Below are 25,623 nucleotides of genomic sequence, written 5' to 3'. Positions count from 1 at the left end.
TGTGGTCCGTTCTTTCCGATAAGGCGTCAATTGTAAGGAAGCCAGCGATCACCCTTTCGTGTGCTTTTCACCAAAGCCCTCAAGACCGCGCTGACCTCGGCCGACACAAGTGGTCGTGACTACCCTTGCGCACTCCATGATGACCGCGGCTCGCCCCGTCGACACCGGCCTCGTAGGCCCGGGCGAGCTGGACCGCTACGCATACGCCGAGTCCACGGGAACGGCGCGCACCACAACCAACGCCTCGGCGTGGGAGGGTTCCGAGGCTGAGATGAATCGAGTGGGACGACGTGCGTCCGGTAGCCGAGGCAGGGGCCTGCACGGCCAACTCGTCCAGCAGCTCGGCCAGATGATCGTCTCGGGAGACCTGGGCGCCGACCGCCCGCTCGTCCCCGAGGAGATCGGCCAGCGCTTCGAGGTCTCGCGTACCGTCGTACGCGAGTCCCTGCGTGTCCTCGAGGCCAAGGGCCTCGTGAGCGCGCGGCCCAACGTCGGCACCAGGGTCAGGCCTGTCAGCGACTGGAACCTGCTGGACCCCGACATCATCGAATGGCGGGCCTTCGGCCCCCAGCGGGAAGGGCAGCGGCGTGAGCTGTGCGAGCTGCGCTGGGCCATCGAGCCCCTCGCCGCCCGCCTCGCCGCCGGACAGAGCCACGACGACATGCACCAGCGCCTCGCCGACATGGCGGAGATCATGAGCCACGCTCACACGCAGGGCGACGCCCTCACCTTCTCGCGGGCCGACGCCGAGTTCCACGGGCTGATCCTGCAGGCGGCGGGCAACCGGATGCTGGAGCACCTCTCCGGCATCGTCTCCTCCGCTCTGCAGGTCTCCGGCGGGGCGACCGCCTGCTGCGAGCAGCCGACCGAGAGCACCGTCGCCAACCACCGCCGGGTCGTGGACGCGATGGTCGCCGGGGAGGCGGCCGTCGCGGAGGCGGCCATGCGTCAGGTGCTGAGCGGGCAAGCCGAGTCGGTGCCCGCCGCGCAGCCCGCGCAGGGCGCTCCCGCCCCCGCCGCCTCGGGTCAGCCCGCCCAGGCGGCGCAGTCGGCCCAGGCCGCCCAGCCGGGGACCCACGGGGTGCCCGCCGGAGCCGGCCAGCCCGGTCAGCCGGGCAGCGCGGGTGCCGCCGGCGGGGCGGACCATGTGGTGCCCGCCCCTCGCGAGCACTGACCGGAGCGGGCACGCTCGGGCAGGCCGAACGGCTCGCTCGGCTTTCTCGACGGCGCCCGCCCGGCGATCCGCGCCCTGGTACGGCCCCGGGCTGCAGCCGGACGGCCCGGCCCGGGGCTCGGCCTTCCGGTCCCACTGCGGACCCGTTCTGCCGGGATCGGCAGGGGAGTCAGGGGGGTCGGGACCGGGCGCCGGGCGCCAGGCGATCCGCCGCCCGACTCCTGGCCGGACCCGGCGAGGGATCCGCACGGCAGGTCGGCAGGACCCCGGCGAGGGGCTGGTGCGGAAGCTCGCCGGACCCGGTGCAACCCGGGGCGGGCCCCGGCCCGGGCCTTGCCCTACGGGGAGCGGCCCCGGCCCCTCGGGCGCGGAGTCTGGGCCCGGGGCAGGCGCCCCGCACCGAGGCGGCCGCCCACACCGAGGCGGCCGTCCCCAGTGCGACGGCTCTTCCTCCGGGGACGGCTCTTGGCACCGGGTTGGCTCTCGGTACCGGCAGGGCTCACCTTGCGGGCGGTTTCTTGCGGGTCCGGCTCTTGCGGGGCCGGGGCGTTGGCGGGTCCGGCCCCCTCGCTGGTCGGCTTTCCGCATGGGTCCGGCTTCCGTCGCGGGATCGGGCTTCCACAGGGCCAGGCTCCTTCGCGGGCTCCGCTGCCCGTGCGGGTCCGGCCCTCCGCGAGGTCGCCACTCGCACGGTCGGCTTCCGCAGGTTCGGCGTCCCACGGTCGCCGTGCCGCAGGGGTGCCCTCCTGAGTCAAGCCGAGCCAAGCCGGGCCGGGCGAGCTCGCCCGGTGCATTGGTCTCCGTATGCGGTCGGGCTCACCCGCCGGGCCGGTTCTCCGTACGCGGTCAGGCTCACAAGCCCGGGCCGGTCTCAGTGGGCGGTCCGACTCACCCGCCGGATCGGTTCTCCGTACGCGGTCGGGCTCACCCGCCGGACCGGTTCTCCGCTCCGGGCTCGTCCCCCGGCCGGGGCCGGGGCCGGGGCCCGGTTCACCGGGGCACCACGGTTCTTGACGGCCGTGCCTCCGTTCTCCGGCGGCACGGCCGTACCCACGAGTTCGGGCTCAACCCCGCACTCACCCACACAGGGCACCCGCTCTCACCCACACGAGCACCCGTTTCATCCGGTTATCACCGTGTAGGACCGGGTATGCGGTGTGACTCGGGCCACGTGAATTGGGCGTAACGCTTCCCGTCCCCATGCGATGACTCAAGAGGTGACAGCGGAGGAGGGAATACGGGCGCTCCATACGGGGCTCTTGTTCTTACCCGTTATTTCTCCACTGCTCCGCCCGCGCCGTCGGTTCATCCCCGCCGGCGGTCCGCCGTTTCCATCGTTCCGAGAGGTTGTTCGTGTCGGCCAGCACATCCCGTACTCTCCCCGCGGAGATCGCCGAATCCGAGTCCGTGATGGCGCTCATCGAGCGGGGGAAGGCTGAGGGGCAGATCGCCGGCGACGACGTACGTCGGGCCTTCGAGGCTGACCAGATTCCGCCAACCCAGTGGAAGAACGTTCTGCGCAGCCTCAATCAGATCCTCGACGAGGAGGGTGTGACGCTGATGGTGAGTGCAGCCGAGGCGCCCAAACGCACCCGTAAGAGCGTCGCAGCGAAGACCCAGGCCAAGCGCACCGCCACCAAGACGGTCGCTGCCAAGACCACACAGGCCAAGAAGGCCACCCCGGCGAGCGCGGCTCCGGCTGCTCCGGCCGCCACCTCCGCCTCCGCCACGGGTGCCGCCCCGGACGCCGGGGAAGAGGCCGCGCCGAAGCCCGCGAAGAAGGCCGCGGCCAAGAAGACCGCGGCGAAGAAGACCGCGGCCAAGAAGACGGCAGCGCCGAAGAAGACCGCAGCCAAGAAGTCCGTCGTCGACGAACTGCTCGAAGGCGACGAGGAGCTGGTGGAGGACATCGCCGCCAAGCCCTCGGGCAAGCCCGGTCCCGAGGAAGGGCCCGCCGTCGAGGTCAAGAACGAGAACGAGGGCTTCGTCATCTCCGACGATGACGAGGACGACGCGCCGGCCCAGCAGGTCGCCGCAGCGGGGGCGACGGCCGACCCGGTCAAGGACTACCTCAAGCAGATCGGCAAGGTCCCGCTCCTCAACGCGGAGCAGGAGGTCGAGCTCGCCAAGCGGATCGAGGCCGGTCTCTTCGCCGAGGACAAGCTGGCGGCCGAGGAGAAGCTGGCCCCCAAGCTGCAGCGCGAGCTGGAGATCATCGCCGAGGACGGGCGCCGCGCCAAGAACCACCTGCTGGAGGCCAACCTCCGTCTGGTGGTCTCGCTGGCCAAGCGCTACACGGGCCGCGGCATGCTCTTCCTGGACCTGATCCAGGAGGGGAACCTCGGTCTGATCCGTGCGGTCGAGAAGTTCGACTACACGAAGGGCTACAAGTTCTCGACCTACGCGACGTGGTGGATCCGGCAGGCCATCACCCGCGCCATGGCCGACCAGGCCCGCACCATCCGTATCCCGGTGCACATGGTCGAGGTCATCAACAAGCTGGCCCGTGTCCAGCGCCAGATGCTCCAGGACCTGGGCCGCGAGCCCACTCCGGAGGAGCTGGCCAAGGAGCTGGACATGACGCCCGAGAAGGTCGTCGAGGTCCAGAAGTACGGCCGGGAGCCGATCTCCCTGCACACTCCGCTGGGCGAGGACGGCGACAGCGAGTTCGGTGACCTGATCGAGGACTCCGAGGCGGTCGTCCCCGCGGACGCGGTCAGCTTCACGCTGCTGCAGGAGCAGCTGCACTCCGTGCTCGACACGCTCAGCGAGCGTGAGGCGGGCGTCGTCTCGATGCGCTTCGGGCTGACCGACGGCCAGCCCAAGACGCTCGACGAGATCGGCAAGGTCTACGGCGTGACGCGTGAGCGCATCCGTCAGATCGAGTCGAAGACGATGTCCAAGCTGCGCCACCCGTCCCGCTCCCAGGTGCTGCGCGACTACCTGGACTGACGTCGCCGTGGGCTGAGGAACAGCGCCGGACTACGCGGAGGCCGGTGAACCCGAACGAGGGTTCACCGGCCTCCGCGTTGTTCTCCCTCTGTCCCTTCCTCCGTCCCTCTCTCCGTCCGTCCCCCTCCCTTCCGCTGCTGCCGTTCGCCTGACCCGGCATCCGCACATCTGTGCGGTCCCCGGGGCGCGTCCCGGTGCGTCCGGGATGCGACTCGCTTGATCTCGGAACACCCTGGGTAGTCACACAGTTCCGTACGGTCAGGAGGTCGGTCTCATGCGATCGATGCGCTGTAAGCGAACAGGCGCCAGCCGCACCCCGAGGCGGTCGGAAAGTCGTTTTGTCGCCCTGGGGGTGGCGCTCATAGCGACGCTGCTCGCTCCGGCAGCCCCGCAGGCCGCCGCGCACGCCGCCCACGCCGCGCACGACAACGGATCCGACCGCGTCGTCGTCGGCGGCGGTCCGGTGAGCGCAGAGGCCCACCCGTGGGTCGTGGCCCTCTCCAGCCGTACCCGGTTCGGCCCGCAGCGCTCGGGCCAGTTCTGCGGGGGCGCCGTCGTCGGCCCTCGTACGGCGGTCACGGCCGCGCACTGCCTCAGCCGGGAGGTGCTGGGCGCCGATCCCGCGCAGGTCGACGACCTGCGGGTGATCACGGGGCGCGGGGATCTGACGAGTACGGCGGGCAAGGAGATCCCGGTCGAGTCCTCGAAGGTCAACCCGGACTACGACTCCAGGACCAACAGGGGGGACATCGCCGTGCTGCGGCTGGCATCCCCGGTGCCCCAGGGGTCCGTCATTCCGATGGCCCACCGGGGCGATCCGGCTTACCGGGCCGGTACCCCGGCCTCGGTCTACGGGTGGGGCGACACCACGGGGCGCGGGAATTACGCGACCACGCTGCACGCCGCGCGAGTGAAAGTACTGCCGGAGGCGGACTGCAAGAAGGCCTACCCGGGCTCCGTGGAGGGCACCTACGACCCGGTGACCATGATGTGTGCCGGGCTGAAGCAGGGAGGCAGGGACGCGTGCCAGGGGGACAGCGGCGGCCCGCTGGTCGCCCAGGGCAAGCTGGTGGGCCTGGTCTCGTGGGGCATCGGCTGTGGTGAGCCGGGCAAGCCCGGCGTCTATACGCGGATCTCCGCGACCGAGTCCGTGGTCCAGGGCCAGAATGGCGCGGCCTCGCCCTCAGGGACCTGAGGGGCCCTCTGAGGCCCCTGTCGGGGCTGCCTGGGCGGCGAGCGGGCAGTGGGCCGGCCGACGCGTACGAAGCGCCCGGCCCCGCAGAGACCCGGCCCCGCAGAGAAGAGACCCGGCCCCGCAGAGAGGGGTCGACAAGCGTGGCCGACAAGCGGCCGGCGAGAGCGGCCTGAAATGACGAGGGCGGACGGTCCTCCCGGGATCCGGGAAGACCGTCCGCCGGTTTCCGGCCTGTGCCGGGATAGCTCGTCGGACGTGGACGCGAAGGCGTCGGGTCAGCAGGTCATCGTTCGTCATCGCCTGCGGTGGCGGGAGTCGCGGTGAGCTTCTCCGTCTCGTCCTGTATCTCCGCGGCGATCTTCTTGAGTTCCGGCTCGAACTTGCGGCCGTGGTGGCCGCAGAACAGCAGCTCTCCGCCGCTTACGAGGACAACGCGCAGGTACGCCTGTGCGTTGCACCGGTCACAGCGGTCGGCTGCCGTCAGCGGAGTCGCGGGGGTCAGAACTGTAGTCACGTCGCCTCTTCTCTAGCTCGACGAGCTGTCGTACCAGGGTCAACATCCAACCAGGCCGAAAACGTTCCCGCACTGGCCTTCATTCCCGGACTTTTTTGGCCGGGAGGCCGGATAGTTGCCGGGTGGCGGCGAATGGGCCGTATTGCAGGGGTTGGGAGCTTTCCGTCGGTGTCCGTCGATGTGTTCGGTCTGTCGTTGGGTCTGTGACGGTGTGTGGTGGCCGGCTCTGCCAGTGGCGCTGGCAGGTCTGCTTCGTGCCGTTGTGTGGTCTTCCGACTCCGGGCTGTCCAACCCTTCGTTGTGGAGGACGTGCCCGGAGCCTAAATGGTTCATGCCTGGATGGGAACGTGATGTTTGCGGCACGGGGGTCGGCATCCATCGCCTTATCGAACAGAATATCGAACGTGAGCTAGCATGGCAGTTCTCCTGATCCGTCTCCCGGGTCGCACACTTCCGTCTCCTGGGTCGCACGCCACGTGCCGTCTTGGGCCTCGGTACCCTCTGACGCGGCAACCCAGCCGTCTCAAGCAGAATTCAGCGAGGAGCGAACCGCGTGACCGCCGACATGTCCGTGCCGTCCACCGCACTGCTGACCGGGGCAGACCGCGAGGGCGGTTCCAATTACACCGCGCGGCATCTGCTCGTCCTGGAGGGGCTGGAGGCCGTGCGCAAGCGGCCCGGTATGTACATCGGCTCCACCGACAGCCGTGGCCTGATGCACTGCCTCTGGGAGATTATCGACAACTCGGTTGACGAAGCCCTGGGCGGGTACTGCGACCGGATCGAGGTCACCCTGCACGAGGACGGCTCGGTCGAGGTCAGCGACAACGGCCGGGGCATCCCGGTCGACGTGGAGCCCAAGACGGGGCTCTCCGGCGTCGAGGTCGTGATGACCAAACTGCACGCCGGCGGCAAGTTCGGCGGCGGCGCCTACGCGGCCTCCGGCGGTCTGCACGGTGTCGGTGCCTCGGTCGTCAACGCGCTCTCCTCCCGGCTGGACGTCGAGGTCGACCTCAACAGCAGGACCCACAGCATCAGCTTCCGCCGCGGTGTGCCCGGCATCTTCACCGAGTCCGGGCCCGACGCGCCGTTCGACCCCTCCAGCGGGCTGCTGAAGGGTAAGAAGATCCCGAAGAACCGCACAGGCACCAGGGTGCGCTACTGGGCGGACCGGCAGATCTTCCTCAAGGACGCCAAGCTCTCCCTGGAGACGCTGCACGCGCGCGCACGCCAGACCGCGTTCCTGGTGCCCGGCCTGACGATCGTCGTACGGGACGAGCGCGGGCTGGAGGAAGAGGGCGTCGTCGAGGAGACGTTCCACTACGACGGCGGCATCAGCGAGTTCTGCGAGTACCTCGCTCCCGACAAGGCCGTCTGCGACGTGCTGCGGCTGCAGGGCCAGGGCACCTTCAAGGAGACCGTGCCGGTCCTGGACGACCGCGGCCACATGATCCCCACCGAGGTCCAGCGCGAGCTGGGTGTGGACATCGCGCTGCGCTGGGGGACGGGCTACGACACGACGCTCAGGTCGTTCGTCAACATCATCGCCACCCCCAAGGGCGGCACCCATGTCTCCGGCTTCGAGCGCTCGGTCACCAAGACGGTCAACGAAGCGCTGCGCACCCACCGGCTGCTGAAGGTCGCCGACGACGACGTGATCAAGGACGACGCCCTCGAAGGGCTGACCGCCGTGGTGACGGTCCGGTTGGCCGAGCCGCAGTTCGAGGGCCAGACCAAGGAGGTGCTGGGCACCTCGGCAGCCTCCCGGATCGTCGCGCAGGTGGTGGCCAAGGAGCTGAAGTCGTTCCTGACCTCCTCCAAGCGCGACGCCAAGGCGCAGGCCCGCGCCGTGCTGGAGAAGGTCGCCGCCGCTGCCCGTACGCGTATCGCCGCGCGGCAGCACAAGGAGGCGCAGCGCAGGAAGACCGCGCTGGAGTCCTCGGCCCTGCCGGCCAAGCTGGCCGACTGCCGCGCCGACGACATCGACCGCACCGAACTGTTCATCGTGGAGGGCGACTCGGCGCTCGGCACCGCCAAGGTGGCGCGGAACTCCGAGTTCCAGGCACTGCTGCCGATCCGCGGCAAGATCCTCAATGTGCAGAAGTCCTCCGTCTCGGACATGCTGAAGAACGCCGAGTGCGGTGCGATCATCCAGGTCATAGGAGCCGGGTCCGGGCGGACCTTCGACATCGACCAGGCGCGCTACGGCAAGGTCATCTTCCTCGCCGACGCGGATGTGGACGGCGCGCACATCCGCTGTCTGCTGCTCACCCTCTTCCAGCGCTACATGCGGCCGATGGTGGAGGAGGGCAGGGTCTTCTCCGCGGTGCCGCCGCTGCACCGGATCGAGCTGATCAACCCCAAGAAGGGCCAGGACAAGTACCTGTACACCTACTCGGACAACGAACTGCGCCAGACGCTGCTGGAGCTGGAGAGCAAGAACATCCGCTACAAGGACTCGATCCAGCGCTACAAGGGCCTGGGCGAGATGGATGCGGACCAGCTGGCCGAGACGACCATGGACCCGCGCCACCGCACCCTGCGGCGGATCAACATCAGTGATCTGGAGGCGGCCGAGCAGGCGTTCGACCTGCTGATGGGCAGCGAGGTGGCGCCGCGCCGGGAGTTCATCAGCTCCTCCGCCGCCACGCTGGACCGCTCGCGCATCGACGTCTGAGCGCTGGGACGGGCTCCGCTGCCCCTCTCCAGCGCAGTCCCGTCCTTCACACCCGGAGCAGTTGTCACCTGAAGGTGTGAAGGGGCGGGATTGCGCTGAAAGTGATCTGTGGCCTGCGCTCATTCTGGGGCATGTGCATCGACGATCCCTGGCACGACGTCCTGGCCACGGGCGGTCACGAATCCGGCGGCGCCCCTTTGGCCGCACTTCCCCGGCAACGAGCGCCGATGCCGCGCGGCGAGCACGGGCTGCCGTCGGTCGAGCATGGGCTGCGGGCCGACGACCGGGGCCCGGCCCCCGGCGAGCTCGACGTCTATCCGGCTGTCCAGCGCAGCGCGGCCTTCCAGCAGCTCCGCCGCCGGCACCGGCGCTTCGTGCTGCCCGTCGGCGCGGCGTTCCTGCTGTCGTACCTCGGCTTCATACTGCTCACTGTCGCCGCGCCCGGGCTGATGGCCAGACCCGTGGCCGGTGTGCTGAACGCGGGTATGGCGGCCGGGCTCGCACAGTTCGCCGCCGTCTTCCTGCTGACCTGGCTGTACGCCCGCCACGCGCGGCTGCGCAGGGACCGGCTCGCGCTGGAACTGCGCTGGGAGACCCAGGAGATGACCCGCGGGGCCGCGTCCCTCGTGGCCGTTGCGTCCGCCGCATCCGCCGCGTCCGGCAAGGGTGGCCCGCGGTGAGCGCCGGTCACCTGACGCTGACGCTGCTGCTGTTCGGCGCCGTGGTGGTCGTCACGCTGGCCGTCACCAACGCGGCGGCTCGCAGGCGGCACCGGCGCTGCTCCCCGGAGGAGTTCTACGCCGGCGGCAGGCTTTTCACGCCGCTGGAGAATGGTTTCGCCATCGTCGGGGGCCACATCTCCGCCACCGCCTTTCTCGGCATGGCCGGACTGATCGCGCTCTACGGCTACGACGGGATGCTCTGGGCCGTGGGCTTCCTGGTGGCATGGGTGCTCGTGCTGCTCGTCGTGGAACAGGTGCGCAATTGCGGGCGCTTCACGCTCGCCGACGTCGTGGCCGCCCGGGTGCGCGAGCGGCCTGTGCGGGTCGCGCTGGGCTGTTCGTCGGTGACCGTCTCGGTGCTCTACCTGGTGGCGCAACTGGCCGGTGCGGGCAGCCTGGTGGCGCTCCTGCTGGGCAGCCACGGGGGAGCGGCCCGCACCTGGACGGTGCTGGTGGTGGGCGCCCTGATGGTCTTCTCCGTCGTCTTCGGCGGGATGCGGGCCGTCACCTGGATCCAGATCGTCAAGGCGGTGCTGCTGCTCGGCGGTGGGCTGGTCCTGAGCGTGCTGGTGCTGCTGCGCTTCGACGGCGACCTGACCGCGCTGCTGACCAGTGCCGCCGAACACAGCGGTCACGGCGACGACTTTCTGGCGCCCGGGCTGCTCCATGGGGACGCGGACCGGGCCTCCCGGCTCGACTTCCTCAGCCTCGGCCTGGCGCTGGTGCTCGGTACGGCGGGGCTGCCGCACCTCCTGGCGCGGTTCGCCACCGTGCCGACCGCGGGCGCCGCACGTCGCTCGGTGATGTGGGCCATCGGGCTGGTGGGGAGCTTCTGTCTGATGAGCCTCATCCTCGGCACCGGTGCGGCGGCCCTCGTGGGCGCCGACACACTGCGCGGCTCAGGCCCTGCGGGGAACACCGCTGTCCCGCTGCTGTCGGCCGAGTTGGGCGGCGGGGCGGATTCCGTCTCGGGAGCCGCCCTGGTCGCCGTGGTCGCGGCGGTCGCCTTCGCCGCCACTGTGGCGGTGGTCGCGGGAGTCACCCTCGCCGCCTCGGCGTCCGTTGCGCACGACCTGTACGCGTCACTGGCCCGGCACGGCCGGGGGAGGGCCGCAGCCAGGAGCGGGCGCCGCGGCGAGGTCGCCGTCGCGCGGGTGGCCGCCGTCGGGGTCGGGGCGGTCGCCGTCGGGGCGAGTCTCCTGGCGCGGGAGTTGAACGTGGTGCTCCTGGTGGGGCTGACTTTCGCCGTGTCCGCCTCGGCCAACCTGCCCGTGCTGCTGTACGCGCTCTTCTGGCGCCGTTTCACCACGCGTGGAGCCGTCTGGTCGGTCTATGGCGGTCTGCTGTCCGCCGTCACGCTGGTGGCGCTCTCTCCGGTCGTCTCGGGCAGTCCGAACGCGCTGTTTCCGGGCCGGGACTTCGTCTGCTTCCCGCTGGAGAACCCCGGGCTCGTCTCCATCCCGCTGGGCTTCCTCGCGGGCTGGCTGGGCACCCTGCTGTCCCGCGGGAGCGCCGACGCGGCGCGGCACGCCGAGACGGAGGTGCGCTCCCTCACGGGTGCGGGTGCGGTCTGACCCCTGGCGGCAGCTCCTCGATCCGTACGGCAGCCGTCCGTACCTGGCTGGTCGGGGCGGCACCGCAGCTCGAGGGCACGGCAGGCCCCTCGGTTGTCTCGGCGAGGGTGACCCGCCATCCGCGGCCGTCCTGATGCGTGACGGTCACCAGCCGGCGCCCGGCTTCCGGCTCCTCGCGCGTTTCGGTGACGTCCAGCGCGTGCGCGCCCGTCTCGCCCGTGTGTTCCCGTACCGCGAGTTCGGCGGCCTGGCCCGGACGGTCCCAGGCCGAGCGGCCACGGCAGCCCTCGGTCAGTACGTGGCCGTCCCGGACGGCGTCCAGCACGCTTTTGACCGCGGGGGCGCCGAGCCGTCCGTACGCGTACCCGTAGGGCAGCACCAGGAGGGTGGGCGCGAAGCGGTGGCCGCCGATATGGGTGATCTCCCAGACGTTCGCGCCGCCGGACGCTTCGAGCTCGGCCGCCAGCGGCCTCCCGAGGAGCGCGCAGCAGCGGTCCCGTTTGCCGTTGGTGCACACCAGGGCGAGCGGGTCGCCCGTATACGGCTCCCAGCCGGGCCCGGGCACCGGGGGGCCGCCTGTGCCGGAGGGAGCCTCCAGCGCCGCGAAATCCAGCCCCCGCAGCGCGCTCAGACCGGCGGCGGACAGTTCCGTCGTCCACACCCAGGAGTCGCCGGGGACCGTGCCGGCGAGGTAGACGCGGTGCCGCGCGGTGGGGGAGTTGTCGGCGTGCCGCCCGGGCCGCCGGATCAGCGCCACCCGGCCGCCGTGCGCGCTCGCCGCCGTGTCGAGGGCCCGCCCGAGCTCCGGATCGAAATGGCTCTGGGTCAGCGCCTTCTTGCCCCAGGGACCCGGCTGCTCGACCAGCAGCCAGGTACGGGCTGTCGCCGCCGTCCCCGCGAGGGGCTCGGCCAGGGCCTGGGAGGCCGTCGCGCACATGCTCACACAGGCGAGCCTAACCTGCGTTCCCGTGGAGTGCCGGGCAGGCCGCAGCGCGCCGCCGGAATCCCGGCGCCTGAATCCGGCAGGGGGCCGGGGCGCCCTGAACGGGGAACCGGAGAGATCCGTTCGGTACGATCGGCAGCCGTTCCGCGGGTGTTCCGGGGGAACCGCGCCGGGGGTGTTCCGGGGGTCGCGACCGAGGCCACGGCAGCACGGCGACGCGCGAGCAGCGGAGCAGCACGAGGCGGCGGCAAGCCGGCACGGGGCGCGGACAGCCGCAGGGTGGAGTCGGACAGGAGGGGGCGAAGCGTTGCGCGCTACGGAGGCCGGTGCCCAGCGGGGCGCGGTGGGCGGCCGTATCCCGGTCGTCGTACTGGCCGGTTTCCTCGGCTCGGGAAAGACCACCCTCCTCAACCATCTGCTGCGCCGGGCGAGAGGCACCCGTATCGGGGCGATCGTCAACGACTTCGGCAGTATCGAGATCGACGCCATGGCGGTTTCCGGCCAGGTCGACTCCATGGTCTCCCTCGGTGACGGCTGTCTGTGCTGCGCGGTGGACACCAGCGACATGGACGAGGTCCTCGACATGCTCGCGCGCCCCGCGGCCGGTATGGACGTCATCGTGATCGAGGCTAGCGGAGTGGCCGAGCCGGAGACGCTGATCCGGATGGTGCTGGCCAGTTCGAGCCCGCACATCGTCTACGGCGGGCTGGTGGAGGTCGTCGACGCGGCGGAGTTCGAGGCCGTCCGCACACGCCACCCCGAGCTGGAGCGCCATGTGCGGGCGGCCGATCTGCTCGTACTCAACAAGGCCGATCGGGTCACCGACGAGCGCCGGGAAGCCCTCGGCGCGGAACTGCGGCGGCTCAGTCCTGCCACGCCCGTCGTCCCCGCCTCGTTCGGCCGCGTCGACCCGACGCTGCTGTTCGACCGCGTACGGCGCGAGAGGCCACCCGTCGAGCAGCTCTCGTTCGACTCGCTGCTGTACGGCGACGACGAGGACGGCTGCGATGTGGACGGCTGCGACGGGGGCGGCTGTGACGGTGGCGGGGACGGGAGCCACGCGGCACACCTGCACGCTGCCTACGAAACCGTGGAGTTCACCTCGGAAGCGCCGCTGGACCCGCGTCGCTTCCTGGAGTTCCTGGACGCCAGGCCGGAGGGGCTGTACCGGCTCAAGGGCTATGTGAACTTCGGCGTGGCCGACCCCGACAACGTGTACGAGGTGCACGCCGTGGGCGGCTTCCTCCGGTTCGCGCCCCAGCGGCGGCCCCGGTCCGAGGAACGGCCGACGGAGCTGGTGCTGATCGGCTCCGGAGTGGACGGTACGGCGCTGCACAACGGGCTGACCGCCTGCGTCGCCGGACCCGAGGGCCCTGACGAGCGCGCCATGTGGGGAGTGCTCCGGTACGTCGACACCCGCGAGGACGACCCGGAAGAGCCGGACGGCGTGGACGACGCGGCCGACACGGACGACACGGACGACACGGATGTCCCGGACGACCCCGACGACGAGCCGGCTGCCGAGATCGGCGCCCCGGTCGGGGCCGACACCGCCTGGGGCACCCCCGTATGACGGCGGCGGTGCCGGGGCCTCGCCCCGGCACCGCCGCACCTCCCAGCCGTCACCCTCAGCCGTCGCCCTCAGTCGTTGCCCCGGCCAGTCACAGCGGCCGCTACACCGGCCCCGCCACCGCCGCGATCTGCTTCTTCAGCGGCAGCCCCGAACCGTCCCTGCGGGGGTCGGGCTCGGGCAGTTCGGCGGGGGCGCCCGTCTTGGTCGCCGCCAGCGCGGGTGTGGAGCCCGCCCACGCCAGCCGCAGCCGGTCCTCGCCCTTGAGGAAGCGCTGGCAGCGCACACCGCCCGTCGCGCGCCCCTTGCGCGGGAACTGGTCGAAGGGGGTCAGCTTGGCGGTGCTCAGCGAGTCGTCCAGCGTGCCCTCGGCGCCGGCCGCGGTGAAGACGGCTCCTTCGGTGGCCGGGTCGACGGCGCCGAAGAAGATCACCTTCGCGTCCTGCCCGAGCTTGATGCCCGCCACGCCGCCCGCCGGACGGCCCTGCGGGCGCACCTGGCCGGCCTGGAAGCGCAGCAGCTGCGCCTCGTCGGTGATGAAGACCAGGTCCTCCTCGCCGGTGCGCAGCTCGGCGCCGCCGACGATCCGGTCGCCCTCCTTGAGAGTGATGACCTCCAACTCGCCCCGGTTCGACGGATAGTCGGGCACCACGCGCTTGACGACGCCTTGCTCGGTGCCGATCGCCAGCCCAGGCGAGGACTCGTCCAGTGTGGTCAGACAGATCAGCGTCTCGTCGTTCTCCAGGGTGAGGAACTCCGAGATCTGGGCTCCGCCCGCCAGGTTGGGCGCGGTGGCCGTCTCCGGCAGCTGCGGCAGGTCGACGACCTGGAGCCGCAGCAGGCGGCCTGTCGAGGTCACGGCGCCGACCTCGCCGCGCGTGGTGGCGGGCACGGCGGAGACGATCACATCGTGCTTGACGCGCTTGGCGGACTCGCCGAACTCCATCCCGCCGTTGGCGGTCCGTGCCAGCAGACCCGTGGAGGAGAGCAGCACCCGGCAGGGGTCGTCGGCGACCTCCAGCGGTACGGAGGCCACCGGAACCTCGGCCGAGTCCAGCAGCTCGGTGCGGCGCGGAGTGCCGTACTTCTTGGCGACGGCGGACAGTTCGGAGGAGACGAGCTTGCGCAGCTCCGCGTCCGATTCGAGGATGCGGGTCAGCTGCTCGATCTCGCCCTTGAGCCGGTCGCGCTCGTCCTCCAGCTCGATGCGGTCGAACTTGGTGAGCCGGCGCAGCGGGGTGTCCAGGATGTACTGGGTCTGGATCTCGCTGAGACCGAAGCGGGAGATGAGCGAGGCCTTCGCCTCCGCCGCGTTCTCACTCGACCGGATGATTCTGATGACCTCGTCGATGTCGACGAGCGCCACCAGCAAGCCTTCCACCAGGTGCAGCCGGTCGCGCCGCTTGCCGCGCCGGAACTCGCTGCGCCGCCGCACCACCTCGAACCGGTGGTCGACGTAGACCTCCAGCAGCTCCTTGAGGCCGAGGGTGAGCGGCTGGCCGTCCACCAGGGCGACGTTGTTGATGCCGAAGGACTCCTCCATCGGCGTCAGCTTGTAGAGCTGCGAGAGGACGGCCTCCGGGTTGAAGCCGTTCTTGACCTCGATGACCAGACGCAGTCCGTGCTCCCGGTCGGTGAGGTCCTTCACATCCGCGATGCCCTGGAGCTTTTTCGCGTTGACCAGGTCCTTGATCTTGGAGATGACCTTCTCGGGGCCGACGGCGAACGGCAGCTCGGTGACCACAAGGCCCTTGCGCCGGGCCGTGACCTGCTCGATCGACACCGTGGCGCGGATCTTGAAGGAGCCGCGCCCGGAGCGGTAGGCGTCCTCGATGCCCTCCCTGCCGACGATCTTGCCGCCGGTCGGCAGGTCGGGACCCGGGATGAAGTTCATCAGGGTCTGCAGGTCGGCGCCCGGGTGCTTGATCAGGTGCCGGGCTGCCGCGATGACTTCGCTCAGGTTGTGCGGCGGCATGTTCGTCGCCATGCCGACCGCGATCCCGGAGGAGCCGTTCACCAGCAGATTGGGGTAGGCGGCGGGCAGCGTGACCGGCTCTTCCTCGCTGCCGTCGTAGTTGGCGCCGAAGTCGACGGTCTCCTCGTCGATCGACTCCACCATCAGCCCGGCGGCCGGCGCCGAGCGGCATTCGGTATACCGCATCGCGGCGGGCGGGTCGTCGTTGCCCAGCGAACCGAAGTTGCCGTGCCCGTCGACCAGCGGCAGCCGCATCGAGAAGTCCTGTGCCATACGCACCAGGGCGTCGTAGATGGGCGAGTCACCGTGCGGGTGCAGCTTTCCCATCACTTCGCCCACGACGCGGGCGCACTTCACATACGACCTGTCGGGGCGCAGGCCCATCTCGTGCATCTGGTACAGGATCCGGCGCTGCACGGGTTTCATTCCGTCGCGGGCGTCGGGGAGCGCGCGCGAGTAGATGACCGAATACGCATACTCCAGGTAGGAGCCCTGCATCTCGTCGACGACGTCGATGTCGACGATGCGCTCCTCGAAGTCCTCTCCCGGCTCCGGTGCCGGTGTACGGCTTTTACTGCGGCGGGCCATCGCGGCTGCGGCTCCTTCGCTGCTTCGTGCTTCGCTCTTGTGCTGTCGCTCTTGTGCTGTCGGTCGACCATTGTGGACCGGCCCACTGACAGGGCGGTCGCTCGGTAGACCGTACGGGAACTTCGCACCTTGTCGGCGTGGTTGCATACAGTGACAGGGCCGCCGGTCGCGTGAGGCGCCAGGCGGCCGGCAGTTCCCGGCGCCCGGCCGGGATCCCCCGCTACCGAAGGGACTCCACGCCCATGGGTCACACGGCCACGCCCCCGCCGGCCACCGGTGGGCTGACAGCGACGGAGCACCGGCTGGCCAACGGCCTGCGAGTGGTGCTCTCCGAGGATCACCAGACCCCCGTTGCCGCTGTCTGCCTCTGGTACGACGTCGGTTCCCGCCACGAGGCAAAGGGCCGCACCGGCCTGGCCCACCTCTTCGAGCACCTGATGTTCCAGGGCTCGGCGCAGGTGAAGGGCAACGGCCACTTCGAGCTGGTGCAGGGCGCGGGCGGGTCGCTGAACGGCACCACCAGCTTCGAGCGCACCAACTACTTCGAGACGATGCCGGCCCACGAGCTGGAGCTCGCCCTGTGGCTGGAGGCGGACCGGATGGGGTCGCTGCTGGCCGCGCTGGACGAGGAGTCCATGGAGAACCAGCGCGACGTGGTCAAGAACGAGCGCCGCCAGCGCTACGACAACGTGCCCTACGGCACCGCGTTCGAGCGGATGACCGCCCTGCTCTTCCCCGAGGGCCACCCCTACCACCACACCCCGATCGGCTCCATGGAGGACCTGGACGCGGCCTCCCTCCAGGACGCGCAGGAGTTCTTCCGTACGTACTACGCGCCCAACAACGCCGTGCTGTCGGTCGTCGGCGACATCGACCCGGAGCAGGCACTCGCCTGGATCGAGAAGTACTTCGGCTCCATCCCGGGCCACGACGGCAAGCGCCCGCCGCGGGACGGCTCGCTGCCCGAGCTGATCGGCGAGGAGAAGCGCGAGCTCATCGAGGAGGACGTGCCCTCCCGGGCGCTGATGAACGGCTACCGGCTGCCGCACGACGGCACCCGCGAGGCGGACGCGGCCGATCTGGCGCTGACCGCCCTGGGCGGCGGCGAGTCCTCCCGCCTCTACGCCCGGCTGGTGCGGCACGATCGCTCGGCCGTCGCTGCCGGCTTCGGCCTGCTGCGGCTGGCGGGCGCCCCCTCGCTCGGCTGGCTGGACATCAAGGCCTCCAGCGGCGCGGAGCTCGCCGACATCCAGGCCGCCGTCGACGAGGAGCTGCGCCGGTTCGCCGAGGAGGGCCCCAGCGAGGAGGAGATGGAGCGGGCCCAGGCCCAGTTGGAGCGGGAGTGGCTGGACCGGCTGGCCACGGTCGGCGGCCGCGCCGATGAACTGTGCCGGTACGCGGTGCTCTTCGGCGACCCGCAGCTCGCGCTCTCGGCGGTGGGGCGCGTGCTGGAGGTGACCCGCGAGGAGGTGCGGGAGGTGGCTGCGCGGCGGCTGCGCTCCGACAACCGGGCCGTGCTCGTGTACGAGCCGCTGGCGCACGAGGACGAGGCGGGGAACGACGAAGAGGAGACCGGGCAGTGAGCGAGACACCGGCGAGCAGCAGCCAGAGCGCCGCGGCGACGGCGGGCGCGAGCCCCGCGGGGATCGCGGAGACAGCAGGGAAGAGCATGGAGTTCCACCCCCAGCCGCCCAGCGGCATCCCGAAGCCGTGGGCCTTCCCCACGCCGGAGCGCGGCACGATGGCCAACGGGCTGACGGTGCTGCGCTGCCACCGTCCCGGCCAGAAGGTCGTCGCCGTCGAGGTGAACCTGGAGGCGCCGCTGGACGCGGAGCCCGAGGGGCTGGACGGGGTCGCCACCATCATGGCCCGCGCGCTGAGCGAGGGCACGGACAAGCACACCGCCGAGGAGTTCGCCGCCGAGCTCGAGCGGTGCGGCGCCACGCTCGACGCGAACGCGGACCACCCCGGGGTGCGGGTCTCGCTGGAGGTGCCCGCATCGCGGCTGCCCAAGGCGCTGGGGCTGCTCGCCGACGCGCTGCGCGCCCCGGCGTTCCCCGACAGCGAGATCGAGCGGCTGGTCGCCAACCGGCTGGACGAGATCCCGCACGAACTGGCCAACCCGGCCCGCCGTGCGGCCAAGGAGCTGTCCCGGGAGCTGTTCCCCGCCGAGTCGCGGATGTCGCGGCCGAGGCAGGGCACCGAGGAGACGGTGCGGCGGATCGACGCGGCCGCCGTGCGCGCCTTCTACGAGGCGCATGTGCGCCCCGCGACGGCCACCGTCGTGGTGGTCGGCGATCTGGAGGGGATCGAGGGCGGAGTCGAGGCGGCGCTCGACGAGTCCCTCGGCGGCTGGACGGGGGCCGCGGTGGCGCCGAGCCCGATGTCGCCGATCACCGCGGACGACACCGGCCGGGTCGTCATCGTGGACCGGCCGGGCGCTGTGCAGACGCAGCTGCTGATCGGCCGGGTCGGCCCCGACCGGCACGACCGGGTGTGGCCCGCGCAGTTGCTGGGCGTCTACTGCCTGGGCGGCACCCTCACCTCGCGGCTGGACCGGGTGCTGCGCGAGGAGAAGGGCTACACCTACGGCGTACGCGCGTTCGGGCAGGTGCTGCGCTCCACAGCGGACGGCGGCGGTGCCGCGCTGCTGGCCATCAGCGGCTCGGTGGCCACCGATGTGACCGGGCCCGCGCTGGACGACCTGTGGCAGGTGCTGCGGAAGCTGGCAGCCGAGGGGCTGACCGACGAGGAACGCGACGTGGCCGTGCGGAACCTGGTGGGCGTCGCGCCGCTGCGCTACGAGACGGCAGCGGCCGTCGCCGGGACGCTGGCCGACCAGGTGGAGCAGTACCTGCCGGACGACTTCCAGGCGCGGCTGTACGCCCAACTCGCCGAGACCGGCACGGTTGAGGCCACGGCCGCCGCGGTCAGCGCACTGCCCGCCGACCGGCTGGTGACGGTACTGGTCGGCGACGCGTCCCAGATCGCCGATCCCGTAAGGGAGTTGGGCATCGGCGACGTCAAGGTGGTCTCCGGCTCCTGAGCCCGCCGACGGGGCCGGGACGGCAGACGAAAAGTGGGGCCCGGGAGGAGGAATCGCTCCTTCCGGGCCCCGCGTGATGTCCCTTTCTGTCGCGATTGCTGCTGAGTTGGAGTGTGGCGAACGCGACAAAGTCAGGGATTCGTTTGCCGCTCGGAGTTGGCCCCGATTAGCGTCGTTGCCGCTGTCCGTCAGAAGTGACCGCACCCGCGGCCGACGGAGAGCGATCGCCGAATCCCCGAGGCGAAGTGCCGAGGGGGACCGGGGACCCAGGTCCCATTGGGGTGAATCGGACGGCCTCGCAAGAGGCGGCCCGTAGGAGACCTTCCTGCTCCGAACCCGTCAGCTAACCCGGTAGGCGAGAAGGAAGGAAAGGAGTACGCCTCCGTATGGCGTTCACCCGTGCCACTGGCAAGCACAGGCGTCCGAGCAAGGCCCGCAGGGCCGCAGGGGGAGCAGCAGGCATAGCCGGGCTCGCCACCGTGGGCGTCGTCGGGTCCATCGCCTCTCCCGCCTTCGCCGCGAGCGGAGACCAGAACCACGCCCCCGTCCAGCCCGACGCGAAGGTGAGCGAGGCCGTCGGCGGCCCGATCTCCGAGACGCTGGACGAGCAGGCCTACCAGCAGGCTCTCCACGCCGAGCAGGCCAAGGCGGAGACAGACGCCAAGGAAGAAGCTGCCAAGGCGAAGGCCGAGGCCAAGCGGAAGGCCGACGAGGCCCGGCGCAAGGCGGCGGCCGAGAAGGCGGAGAAGGAGCGCGAGGCGAAGCGCAAGGCGGCCCGGGAAGCGGAGCGGGCGAAGCTCAACGCCTATGTGCTGCCCGTCGAGGGCTCCTACATCTCGACCGGCTACAAGCAGGGCGGCGGCATGTGGTCGTCCGGCAGCCACACCGGCGTGGACTTCCACGCGGGCATGAACACCCCGGTGCGTTCCGTCGCCGCCGGTGAGGTCGTGGAGGCCGGCAACGGCGGGGCCTACGGCAACAACATCGTGATCAAGCACAAGGACGGCACGTACACGCAGTACGGCCACCTCAACTCGATCGGTGTCTCGGTCGGCCAGGAGGTCAAGTCCGGCCAGCAGATCGGCCTCTCCGGCTCGACCGGCAACTCCTCGGGCCCGCACCTCCACTTCGAGGCCCGTACCGGTCCCGACTACGGGTCGGACATCGACCCGGTCGCGTACCTGCGCCAGCACGGTGTGAAGCTCTGACCGAACGCTTGGGCCGAGGCCGTCACCCATTCCGCCGGACTCTCTGGTCGGTGGTTGCGCTCCCCCAGCCTCCGGCTGGGAGGTACCCCCAGTGACGGCGGACTTATGGCGAGGGGCGCTGGGCCTGGCGGCCCAGCGCCCCTCGCGCTCCCAGCGTCCGGCTGAGGCCCGTCACGCGCACGGCTGGGACGGGGAGCACGAGGGGGCGCCGCACCGTCAGGTGCGGCGCCCCCTCGTCAATTGCCCGCCGCGACGGTGAGCAACCACAACGGCGAGGCCCGGCGGAATCCGCGACGGCCTCAGCCCGAACGCTCGGTCACACCGTTTCGGGCAGCTCTTCCAGGCCCTCGGAGACCAGCTTCGCGAGCCGGTCGAGGGCCTCCTCGGCGCCCTCCGCCTCGGAGGCGAGGACGATCTCCTCGCCTCCCTCCGCGCCCAGGCCGAGCACACCGAGCATGGAGGCCGCGTTGACGGGGTTGCCCTCGCCCTTCCGGACGGTGACCGGGACCCCGGCAGCCGAGGCGGCACGGACGAAGATGGAGGCGGGGCGGGCGTGCAGCCCCTCGGCCCAGCCGACGGTGACGCGGCGCTCAACCATGGTGTTGCCCTTCGATCGTTATGGTTGTCTAGACCAGTCTTGCACGGTCGCCGAGGTGCTCCATGAACCGGCGGACGCGGTCGCGGACGCGGGTGCGGAAGCTGCGGCGCTCTTCCCGCGACGATACGACGCACTGCCGCATCCCTGAGCACGCGCCCTCCCCGAGCCGTACGCTGGCCCCATGCCGAGCCCCGAGGAGCGCGCCTATCCGGCCCACTGGGAAGCCGACATCGTGCTGCGTGACGGCGGTACCGCCCGGGTCCGGCCGATCACGCCCGACGACGCGGAGCGGCTGGTCAGCTTCTACGAGCAGGTGTCCGACGAGTCGAAGTACTACCGGTTCTTCGCGCCCTATCCCAGGCTGTCCGACCGCGACGTTCGCCGCTTCACCCACCACGACTACGTCGACCGTGTCGGCCTGGCGGCGACGATCGGCGGCGAGTTCATCGCGACGGTCCGCTACGACCGCATCGACGAGTTCGGCCGCCCGGCCGGCGAGCCGGCCGACGAGGCCGAGGTGGCCTTCCTGGTCCGCGATGACCAGCAGGGCAGAGGGGTGGCCTCCGCGCTCCTTGAGCACATCGGTGCGGTCGCCAGGGAGCGCGGCATCCGCCGCTTCGCGGCCGAGGTGATGCCCGCCAACACCAAGATGATCAAGGTGTTCACGGACGCCGGGTACTCCCAGAAGCGCAGCTTCGAGGACGGTTCGGTCCATCTCACCCTGGACCTGGAGCCCACCGAGCGTTCGCTGGCCGTCATGCGGGCCCGTGAGCAGCGTGCCGAGGCGCGGTCCGTCGCCCGGCTGCTGGCTCCCGGTTCCGTCGCCGTCGTGGGGGTCAGCCGTACCCCCGGCGGTGCGGGGCGTGCGGTCCTGGGAAGCCTGCTCACCGGCGGCTTCCCGGGACGGCTGTACGCGGTCAACCACGCGCTGGACCCCGGGGCGACCTCGGACATGCCGGCCGGGGTGCCGGGCTACCGTTCGGTGAGGGAGATCCCCGAGCACGTCGACCTGGCCGTGCTCGCCGTCCCCGCCGACCAGCTGCACACCGTCATCGGCGACTGCGGTGAGGCGGCCGTGCAGGGGCTGGCCGTCCTCTCCGAAGGGGTCGGCCGGGACGAGCAGCGCGAGCTGGTACGGCTCGCCCGCTCCTACGGGATGCGGCTGATCGGCCCCGGAGCCCTCGGACTGATCAACACAGCGGACGACGTACGGCTCAACGCGACCCCCTCGCTGCGGATGCCGGCGCGTGGCAGGATCGGCGTCTTCACCCAGTCCGGTGCCATCGGCATCGCCCTGCTCGACGGGCTCGACCGGCGCGGCGTCGGGCCCTCCTCCTTCGTCTCGGCGGGCAACCGCGCCGACGTCTCCGGCAACGATCTGCTCCAGCACTGGGACGAGGACGCGGCGACCGACGTCGTGCTGATGTACCTGGAGTCCATCGGCAACCCCCGCAAGTTCACCCGGCTCGCCCGGCGTACCGCGGCCCGCAAGCCGGTCGTCGTCGTCAAGGGAGCCCGGCAGCGCGGCAGCGCGCCCCCGCCGGGTCACGCGGCTCCGGCGTCCCGCACCCCCGACGCCACCGTCTACGCGCTGCTGCGCCAGGCGGGCGTCCTGATGGTCGACACCTTCACCGAGCTGCTGGACACCGGCGTTCTCCTCGCCGAGCAGCCGCCGCCGGCCGGCCCGCACGTCGGCATCCTCGGCAACACCGACGCGATGAGCCTGCTGACGTACGACGCCTGCCTCACCGACGGGCTGCGGCCGCGCCCCGTCGTGGCGCTGCCCACCTCGGCCGCTCCCGACGACTTCGGCCGGGCGCTGCGCGAGGCGCTCATCGACGCGGCCACGGACGCCGTGCTGGTCACCGTCATCCCCACCGTCCCCACTCAGCTGCCGGGCACGAGCGGCGCGACCGGCGCGACGACCGACCCGGCCCCGCCCCAGAGCCCGCCCGACGGCCATGTCGAGGCCCTCGCCGACGCGCTGCGGGAAGCCGTCGAGGCCGTCGCCACCACCGAGGGCGCCCAGCGCAAGCCGGTCGCGGTGGTACATCTGGCGATGGAGGGGCTGCAGAAGGCGCTGGCCAGGCGCGGACTGCCCTCCTATCCGACGCCCGAGCGGGCCTCCCGCGCCCTGTCCGAGGCTGTGCGCTACTCCCGGTGGCGCGCGGAAGCCGGTGACCCCGGCAAGGTGCCCGACCTGGACATCGACGAGTCGGCGGCCGCTGACCTGCTGGCCCGCTTCACGCCCCCGGCCCCGGGCCGCGGCCGTGCCCTCACCGACGAGGAGACGGCACACCTGCTGCGCTGCTACGGCATCGCCGTCCAGCCCACCCTCGCGGCGCCCGACGCCGAGGCGGCCGTGGCGGCGGCCCGCACCCTGGGGTTCCCCGTGGCGCTCAAGACGACGGCCCCCCACCTGCGGCACCGCGCCGATCTGGGCGGGGTGCGGCTGGACATCGCGGGGGAGGCGGGGCTGCGCCGCGCCTACGGGGAGCTGACCGAGGCGCTCGGGGCTCCCGAGGAGCTGCGCCCGGTGGTGCAGTCCATGGCGCCGCGCGGGGTGGGCACCGTGGTACGGGGCACCCTCGACCCGGCCATCGGCGCCGTCCTCTCCTTCGGGCTGGCGGGGGCACCCTCCGAACTGCTGGGCGACACCGCGCACCGTCTGGTGCCCGTCACCGACAAGGAGGCCGCCGGGCTGGTCCGCGCCATCCGGTCGGCGCCGCTGCTGTTCGGCTGGCGCGGGGCCGAGCCCTCGGACACCGCCGCGCTGGAGGAGGTGCTGCTGCGGGTCTCGCTGCTGATGGACGATCACCCGCAGGTGGTCGCCGTCGAGCTCGACCCGGTGGTGGTGGCGCCCCGAGGGGTGACGGTACTGGACGCTGCTGTCCGCGTCGCCGACCCCGGAACCCGTCCCGACCTGGGCGCCCGTAGGCTCCCGGCGTACTGAGGGCGCGGGCGTGGCAGACGCGGTGGCGTACAGGGGGGAGCGGGCCGGGGCTGCGTCGCCGTACGGCCCTTAGGATGGCTGTCATGGCGAAGACCGGTACGACGACGCAGGGGCTGCGTGAGGCGATCGAGCGCAGCGGCTACTACCCGGCCCTCGTAGCCGAGGCTGTCGAGGCGGCGGTGGGTGGGGAGCCCGTGGCCTCGTACCTCGTGCATCAGGAGACGACATTCGACTCCAACGAGGTCCGCCGCCACGTCACGGTCCTGGTGCTCACCCGCACCCGCTTCCTCGTCAGCCACACCGACGAGCAGGCGGCCGACGGCACCTCGCCCTCCCCTTACGCCACCACCTCGACCGAGTCCGTGAAGCTGGAGCGGATCTCCTCCGTCGTGCTCTCCCGGGTGGTGGCCAATCCCGAGTCCTACACCCCCGGCACCCTGCCCCGCGAGGTCGTCCTCACCATCGGCTGGGGCGCCGTCTCCCGCCTCGACATGGAGCCCGCCACCTGCGGTGACCCCAACTGCGAGGCCGACCACGGCTATACGGGCTCCGCCACGGCGGACGACCTCTCGCTGCGGGTCAGCGAGGCGGGCGACGGCCCGGACACCGTCCGCCAGACCCTCGCCTTCGCGCAGGCGCTCTCCGAGGCCACCGCCGGCGCCACCCGGGTCGGACCCCCGCAGTGACCTTCGAGCACACCCCGCACCCGCTCCCCACGGCCCCGCACACCCCGCACGGCGGCGCTGTGCCGGGCGCCCCGCTCGACCCCCGAACCGCGCCCGTCCCGCGCTACGGCTCCGGCTCGCTGGCCGATCTGCTGCCCTCCCTCGCCGCCGGGCTGGGCGTCCCCGGTATGACGGCCGGACTGCCGCTGGTGCCCGCCGACCGCGTCTGTGTCTTCCTGGTGGACGGCATGGGCTGGGAAGCCCTCAAGGCGCACCCCGGGGAAGCGCCGTTCCTCACCTCGCTGCTCCCCAGCTCCACCGCGGGCACCGGGGAGCCGATCACCTCGGGCTTCCCCTCCACCACAGCCACCTCGCTGGCCTCCGTCGGCACCGGACGCGTCCCCGGCGCGCACGGACTGCCCGGCTACACCGCGCTGGACCCGGCCACCGGCCGGCTGATGAACCAGCTCCGCTGGCAGCCCTGGACCGACCCGCACGTGTGGCAGCCGTACCCCACCGTCTTCCAGCAGGCCGAGGCCGCGGGAGTGGCCGCGGCTCAGGTGACGGCCCCGCACTTCGAGCACACCCCGCTCACCAAGATCGCACTGTCCGGCGGGACCTTCCTGGGCCGGCTCTCGGCCGAGGACCGCATGGACCTGGCCGCCGAGCGCCTCGCCGTCTCGGGCCGCTCCCTCGTCTACACGTACTACGCGGAACTGGACGGCAACGGCCACCGCTACGGCATGGACTCGGACGCCTGGCGCGGCCAGCTGATGTACGTCGACCGGCTCGCGCAGCGGCTGGCCGAGCAGCTGCCGCCGCGCTCGGCGCTCTACATCACCGCCGACCACGGCATGGTCGACATCCCCGGCACCCCCGAGGCCAGGATCGACTTCGACGAGGACTGGGAGCTGAGCGCCGGCGTCGCTCACCTGGGCGGCGAGGGCCGGATGCGGCACGTCTACGCCGTCGCCGGTGCCGCCGGTGATGTGCACACCGTCTGGCGCGAGGTGCTGGCCGAGCAGGCGTGGGTGGCCACTCGCGAAGAGGCCATCGAACTGGGCTGGTTCGGGCCCGGCGTCGAGCCGAGGGTACGCGGCAGAATCGGCGATGTGGTCGCCGCGATGCACGACGACGTCGCGGTGGTCGCGACCCGGCGGGAGCCCAAGGAGTCCGAGCTGATCGGCATGCACGGCTCCGCGACCGCCGCCGAGCAACTGGTCCCGCTGCTGGAGGTCCGCAGCTGACGGACAACCCCTCCGACCCGCC

At 71.5% G+C, this 25,623-nt stretch carries 17 protein-coding genes and 1 riboswitch; of the genes, 13 read left to right on the top strand and 4 right to left on the bottom strand.

Annotation, left to right across the window (positions count from 1 at the left end):
• Positions 1-136 precede the first annotated feature (136 nt).
• The 3 genes from HC362_RS07860 (at position 137) to HC362_RS07850 (ending at position 5,321) form a co-directional block, all read left to right on the top strand.
• Positions 137-1,174, top strand: coding sequence for an FCD domain-containing protein (locus tag HC362_RS07860; protein WP_347568533.1), 1,038 nt, complete (start codon positions 137-139; stop codon positions 1,172-1,174).
• A gap of 1,353 nt (positions 1,175-2,527) precedes the next feature.
• The gene (locus HC362_RS07855; RefSeq protein ID WP_243083196.1) at positions 2,528-4,126 is read left to right on the top strand and encodes an RNA polymerase sigma factor; all 1,599 of its coding nucleotides are present in this window, start codon (positions 2,528-2,530) and stop codon (positions 4,124-4,126) included.
• 346 nt (positions 4,127-4,472) lie between these two features.
• Positions 4,473-5,321, top strand: coding sequence for a serine protease (locus tag HC362_RS07850; protein ID WP_243088425.1), 849 nt, complete (start codon positions 4,473-4,475; stop codon positions 5,319-5,321).
• Positions 5,322-5,604: 283 nt separating this feature from the next.
• Here the strand turns inward: HC362_RS07850 and HC362_RS07845 are convergent, their stop codons facing one another.
• The gene (locus tag HC362_RS07845; protein ID WP_209267805.1) at positions 5,605-5,835 is read right to left on the bottom strand and encodes a hypothetical protein; all 231 of its coding nucleotides are present in this window, start codon (positions 5,833-5,835) and stop codon (positions 5,605-5,607) included.
• Positions 5,836-6,388: 553 nt separating this feature from the next.
• Here HC362_RS07845 and HC362_RS07840 point away from each other — a divergent pair.
• The 3 genes from HC362_RS07840 to HC362_RS07830 all read left to right on the top strand — a co-directional run bounded on the left by HC362_RS07840 (position 6,389) and on the right by HC362_RS07830 (position 10,808).
• Positions 6,389-8,512 carry a DNA topoisomerase IV subunit B gene (locus HC362_RS07840; RefSeq protein ID WP_243083195.1) on the top strand — a complete coding sequence of 708 codons (2,124 nt, stop codon included), beginning with the start codon at positions 6,389-6,391 and terminating at the stop codon, positions 8,510-8,512.
• Between the two features lie 131 nt (positions 8,513-8,643).
• Positions 8,644-9,192 (top strand): DUF485 domain-containing protein, encoded by a 549-nt coding sequence (locus tag HC362_RS07835; RefSeq protein ID WP_243083194.1) that lies wholly within the window; start codon positions 8,644-8,646, stop codon positions 9,190-9,192.
• A complete protein-coding gene (locus HC362_RS07830) occupies positions 9,189-10,808 on the top strand; it encodes a cation acetate symporter (RefSeq protein ID WP_243083193.1) in 1,620 nt (539 codons plus the stop codon). The genes HC362_RS07835 and HC362_RS07830 overlap by 4 nt, the downstream gene beginning before the upstream one ends.
• Here HC362_RS07830 and HC362_RS07825 read toward each other — a convergent pair.
• Positions 10,786-11,751, bottom strand: a complete 966-nt coding sequence (locus HC362_RS07825) for a sucrase ferredoxin (RefSeq protein WP_243083192.1) — start codon at positions 11,749-11,751, stop codon at positions 10,786-10,788. The genes HC362_RS07830 and HC362_RS07825 overlap by 23 nt on opposite strands.
• A gap of 307 nt (positions 11,752-12,058) precedes the next feature.
• Here HC362_RS07825 and HC362_RS07820 point away from each other — a divergent pair, with 307 nt between their 5' ends.
• Positions 12,059-13,324 carry a CobW family GTP-binding protein gene (locus tag HC362_RS07820; RefSeq protein WP_243083191.1) on the top strand — a complete coding sequence of 422 codons (1,266 nt, stop codon included), beginning with the start codon at positions 12,059-12,061 and terminating at the stop codon, positions 13,322-13,324.
• 100 nt (positions 13,325-13,424) lie between these two features.
• On the opposite strand, the gene HC362_RS07815 is transcribed toward HC362_RS07820, so the two are convergent.
• Entirely contained in the window at positions 13,425-15,884 is a 2,460-nt protein-coding gene (locus HC362_RS07815; protein ID WP_243083190.1) for a DNA topoisomerase IV subunit A, read from the bottom strand.
• Positions 15,885-16,126: 242 nt separating this feature from the next.
• Between HC362_RS07815 and HC362_RS07810 the strand changes: the two genes are divergently transcribed.
• From HC362_RS07810 to HC362_RS07800, 3 genes are all read left to right on the top strand, one after another.
• Positions 16,127-17,467, top strand: coding sequence for a pitrilysin family protein (locus HC362_RS07810; RefSeq protein WP_243083189.1), 1,341 nt, complete (start codon positions 16,127-16,129; stop codon positions 17,465-17,467).
• 86 nt (positions 17,468-17,553) lie between these two features.
• Positions 17,554-18,930 carry a pitrilysin family protein gene (locus HC362_RS07805; RefSeq protein WP_243088424.1) on the top strand — a complete coding sequence of 459 codons (1,377 nt, stop codon included), beginning with the start codon at positions 17,554-17,556 and terminating at the stop codon, positions 18,928-18,930.
• Positions 18,931-19,145: 215 nt separating this feature from the next.
• A riboswitch (cyclic di-AMP (ydaO/yuaA leader) is annotated at positions 19,146-19,302 on the top strand.
• A 14-nt stretch (positions 19,303-19,316) separates the two neighbouring features.
• Positions 19,317-20,138, top strand: a complete 822-nt coding sequence (locus HC362_RS07800; protein ID WP_243083188.1) for a M23 family metallopeptidase — start codon at positions 19,317-19,319, stop codon at positions 20,136-20,138.
• A 316-nt stretch (positions 20,139-20,454) separates the two neighbouring features.
• Here HC362_RS07800 and HC362_RS07795 read toward each other — a convergent pair whose 3' ends face one another.
• Complete coding sequence (locus HC362_RS07795) at positions 20,455-20,736, bottom strand: HPr family phosphocarrier protein (protein WP_209268563.1); 282 nt, start codon at positions 20,734-20,736, stop codon at positions 20,455-20,457.
• A 181-nt stretch (positions 20,737-20,917) separates the two neighbouring features.
• Between HC362_RS07795 and HC362_RS07790 the strand changes: the two genes are divergently transcribed.
• From HC362_RS07790 to HC362_RS07780, 3 genes are all read left to right on the top strand, one after another.
• Positions 20,918-23,689, top strand: a complete 2,772-nt coding sequence (locus HC362_RS07790; RefSeq protein ID WP_243083187.1) for a bifunctional GNAT family N-acetyltransferase/acetate--CoA ligase family protein — start codon at positions 20,918-20,920, stop codon at positions 23,687-23,689.
• An 83-nt stretch (positions 23,690-23,772) separates the two neighbouring features.
• Positions 23,773-24,375, top strand: coding sequence for a DUF5998 family protein (locus tag HC362_RS07785; RefSeq protein WP_099884820.1), 603 nt, complete (start codon positions 23,773-23,775; stop codon positions 24,373-24,375).
• Between the two features lie 59 nt (positions 24,376-24,434).
• Positions 24,435-25,601 (top strand): nucleotide pyrophosphatase/phosphodiesterase family protein, encoded by a 1,167-nt coding sequence (locus HC362_RS07780; RefSeq protein WP_243088423.1) that lies wholly within the window; start codon positions 24,435-24,437, stop codon positions 25,599-25,601.
• Positions 25,602-25,623 lie beyond the last annotated feature (22 nt).

The sequence above is a fragment of the Streptomyces sp. 891-h genome (assembly GCF_022760275.1).
Classification (GTDB): domain Bacteria; phylum Actinomycetota; class Actinomycetes; order Streptomycetales; family Streptomycetaceae; genus Streptomyces; species Streptomyces spirodelae.
This window is presented reverse-complemented; position numbering and strand designations above follow the sequence as displayed.

Coding starts and splice junctions, on each gene's coding strand:
- HC362_RS07860 (WP_347568533.1), top strand. CDS start 137: ATGATGACCGCGGCTCGCCCCGTCGACACCGGCCTCGTAGGCCCGGGC.
- HC362_RS07835 (WP_243083194.1), top strand. CDS start 8,644: ATGTGCATCGACGATCCCTGGCACGACGTCCTGGCCACGGGCGGTCAC.
- HC362_RS07815 (WP_243083190.1), bottom strand. CDS start 15,884: ATGGCCCGCCGCAGTAAAAGCCGTACACCGGCACCGGAGCCGGGAGAG.
- HC362_RS07810 (WP_243083189.1), top strand. CDS start 16,127: ATGGGTCACACGGCCACGCCCCCGCCGGCCACCGGTGGGCTGACAGCG.
- HC362_RS07805 (WP_243088424.1), top strand. CDS start 17,554: ATGGAGTTCCACCCCCAGCCGCCCAGCGGCATCCCGAAGCCGTGGGCC.
- HC362_RS07800 (WP_243083188.1), top strand. CDS start 19,317: ATGGCGTTCACCCGTGCCACTGGCAAGCACAGGCGTCCGAGCAAGGCC.
- HC362_RS07795 (WP_209268563.1), bottom strand. CDS start 20,736: ATGGTTGAGCGCCGCGTCACCGTCGGCTGGGCCGAGGGGCTGCACGCC.
- HC362_RS07790 (WP_243083187.1), top strand. CDS start 20,918: ATGCCGAGCCCCGAGGAGCGCGCCTATCCGGCCCACTGGGAAGCCGAC.
- HC362_RS07785 (WP_099884820.1), top strand. CDS start 23,773: ATGGCGAAGACCGGTACGACGACGCAGGGGCTGCGTGAGGCGATCGAG.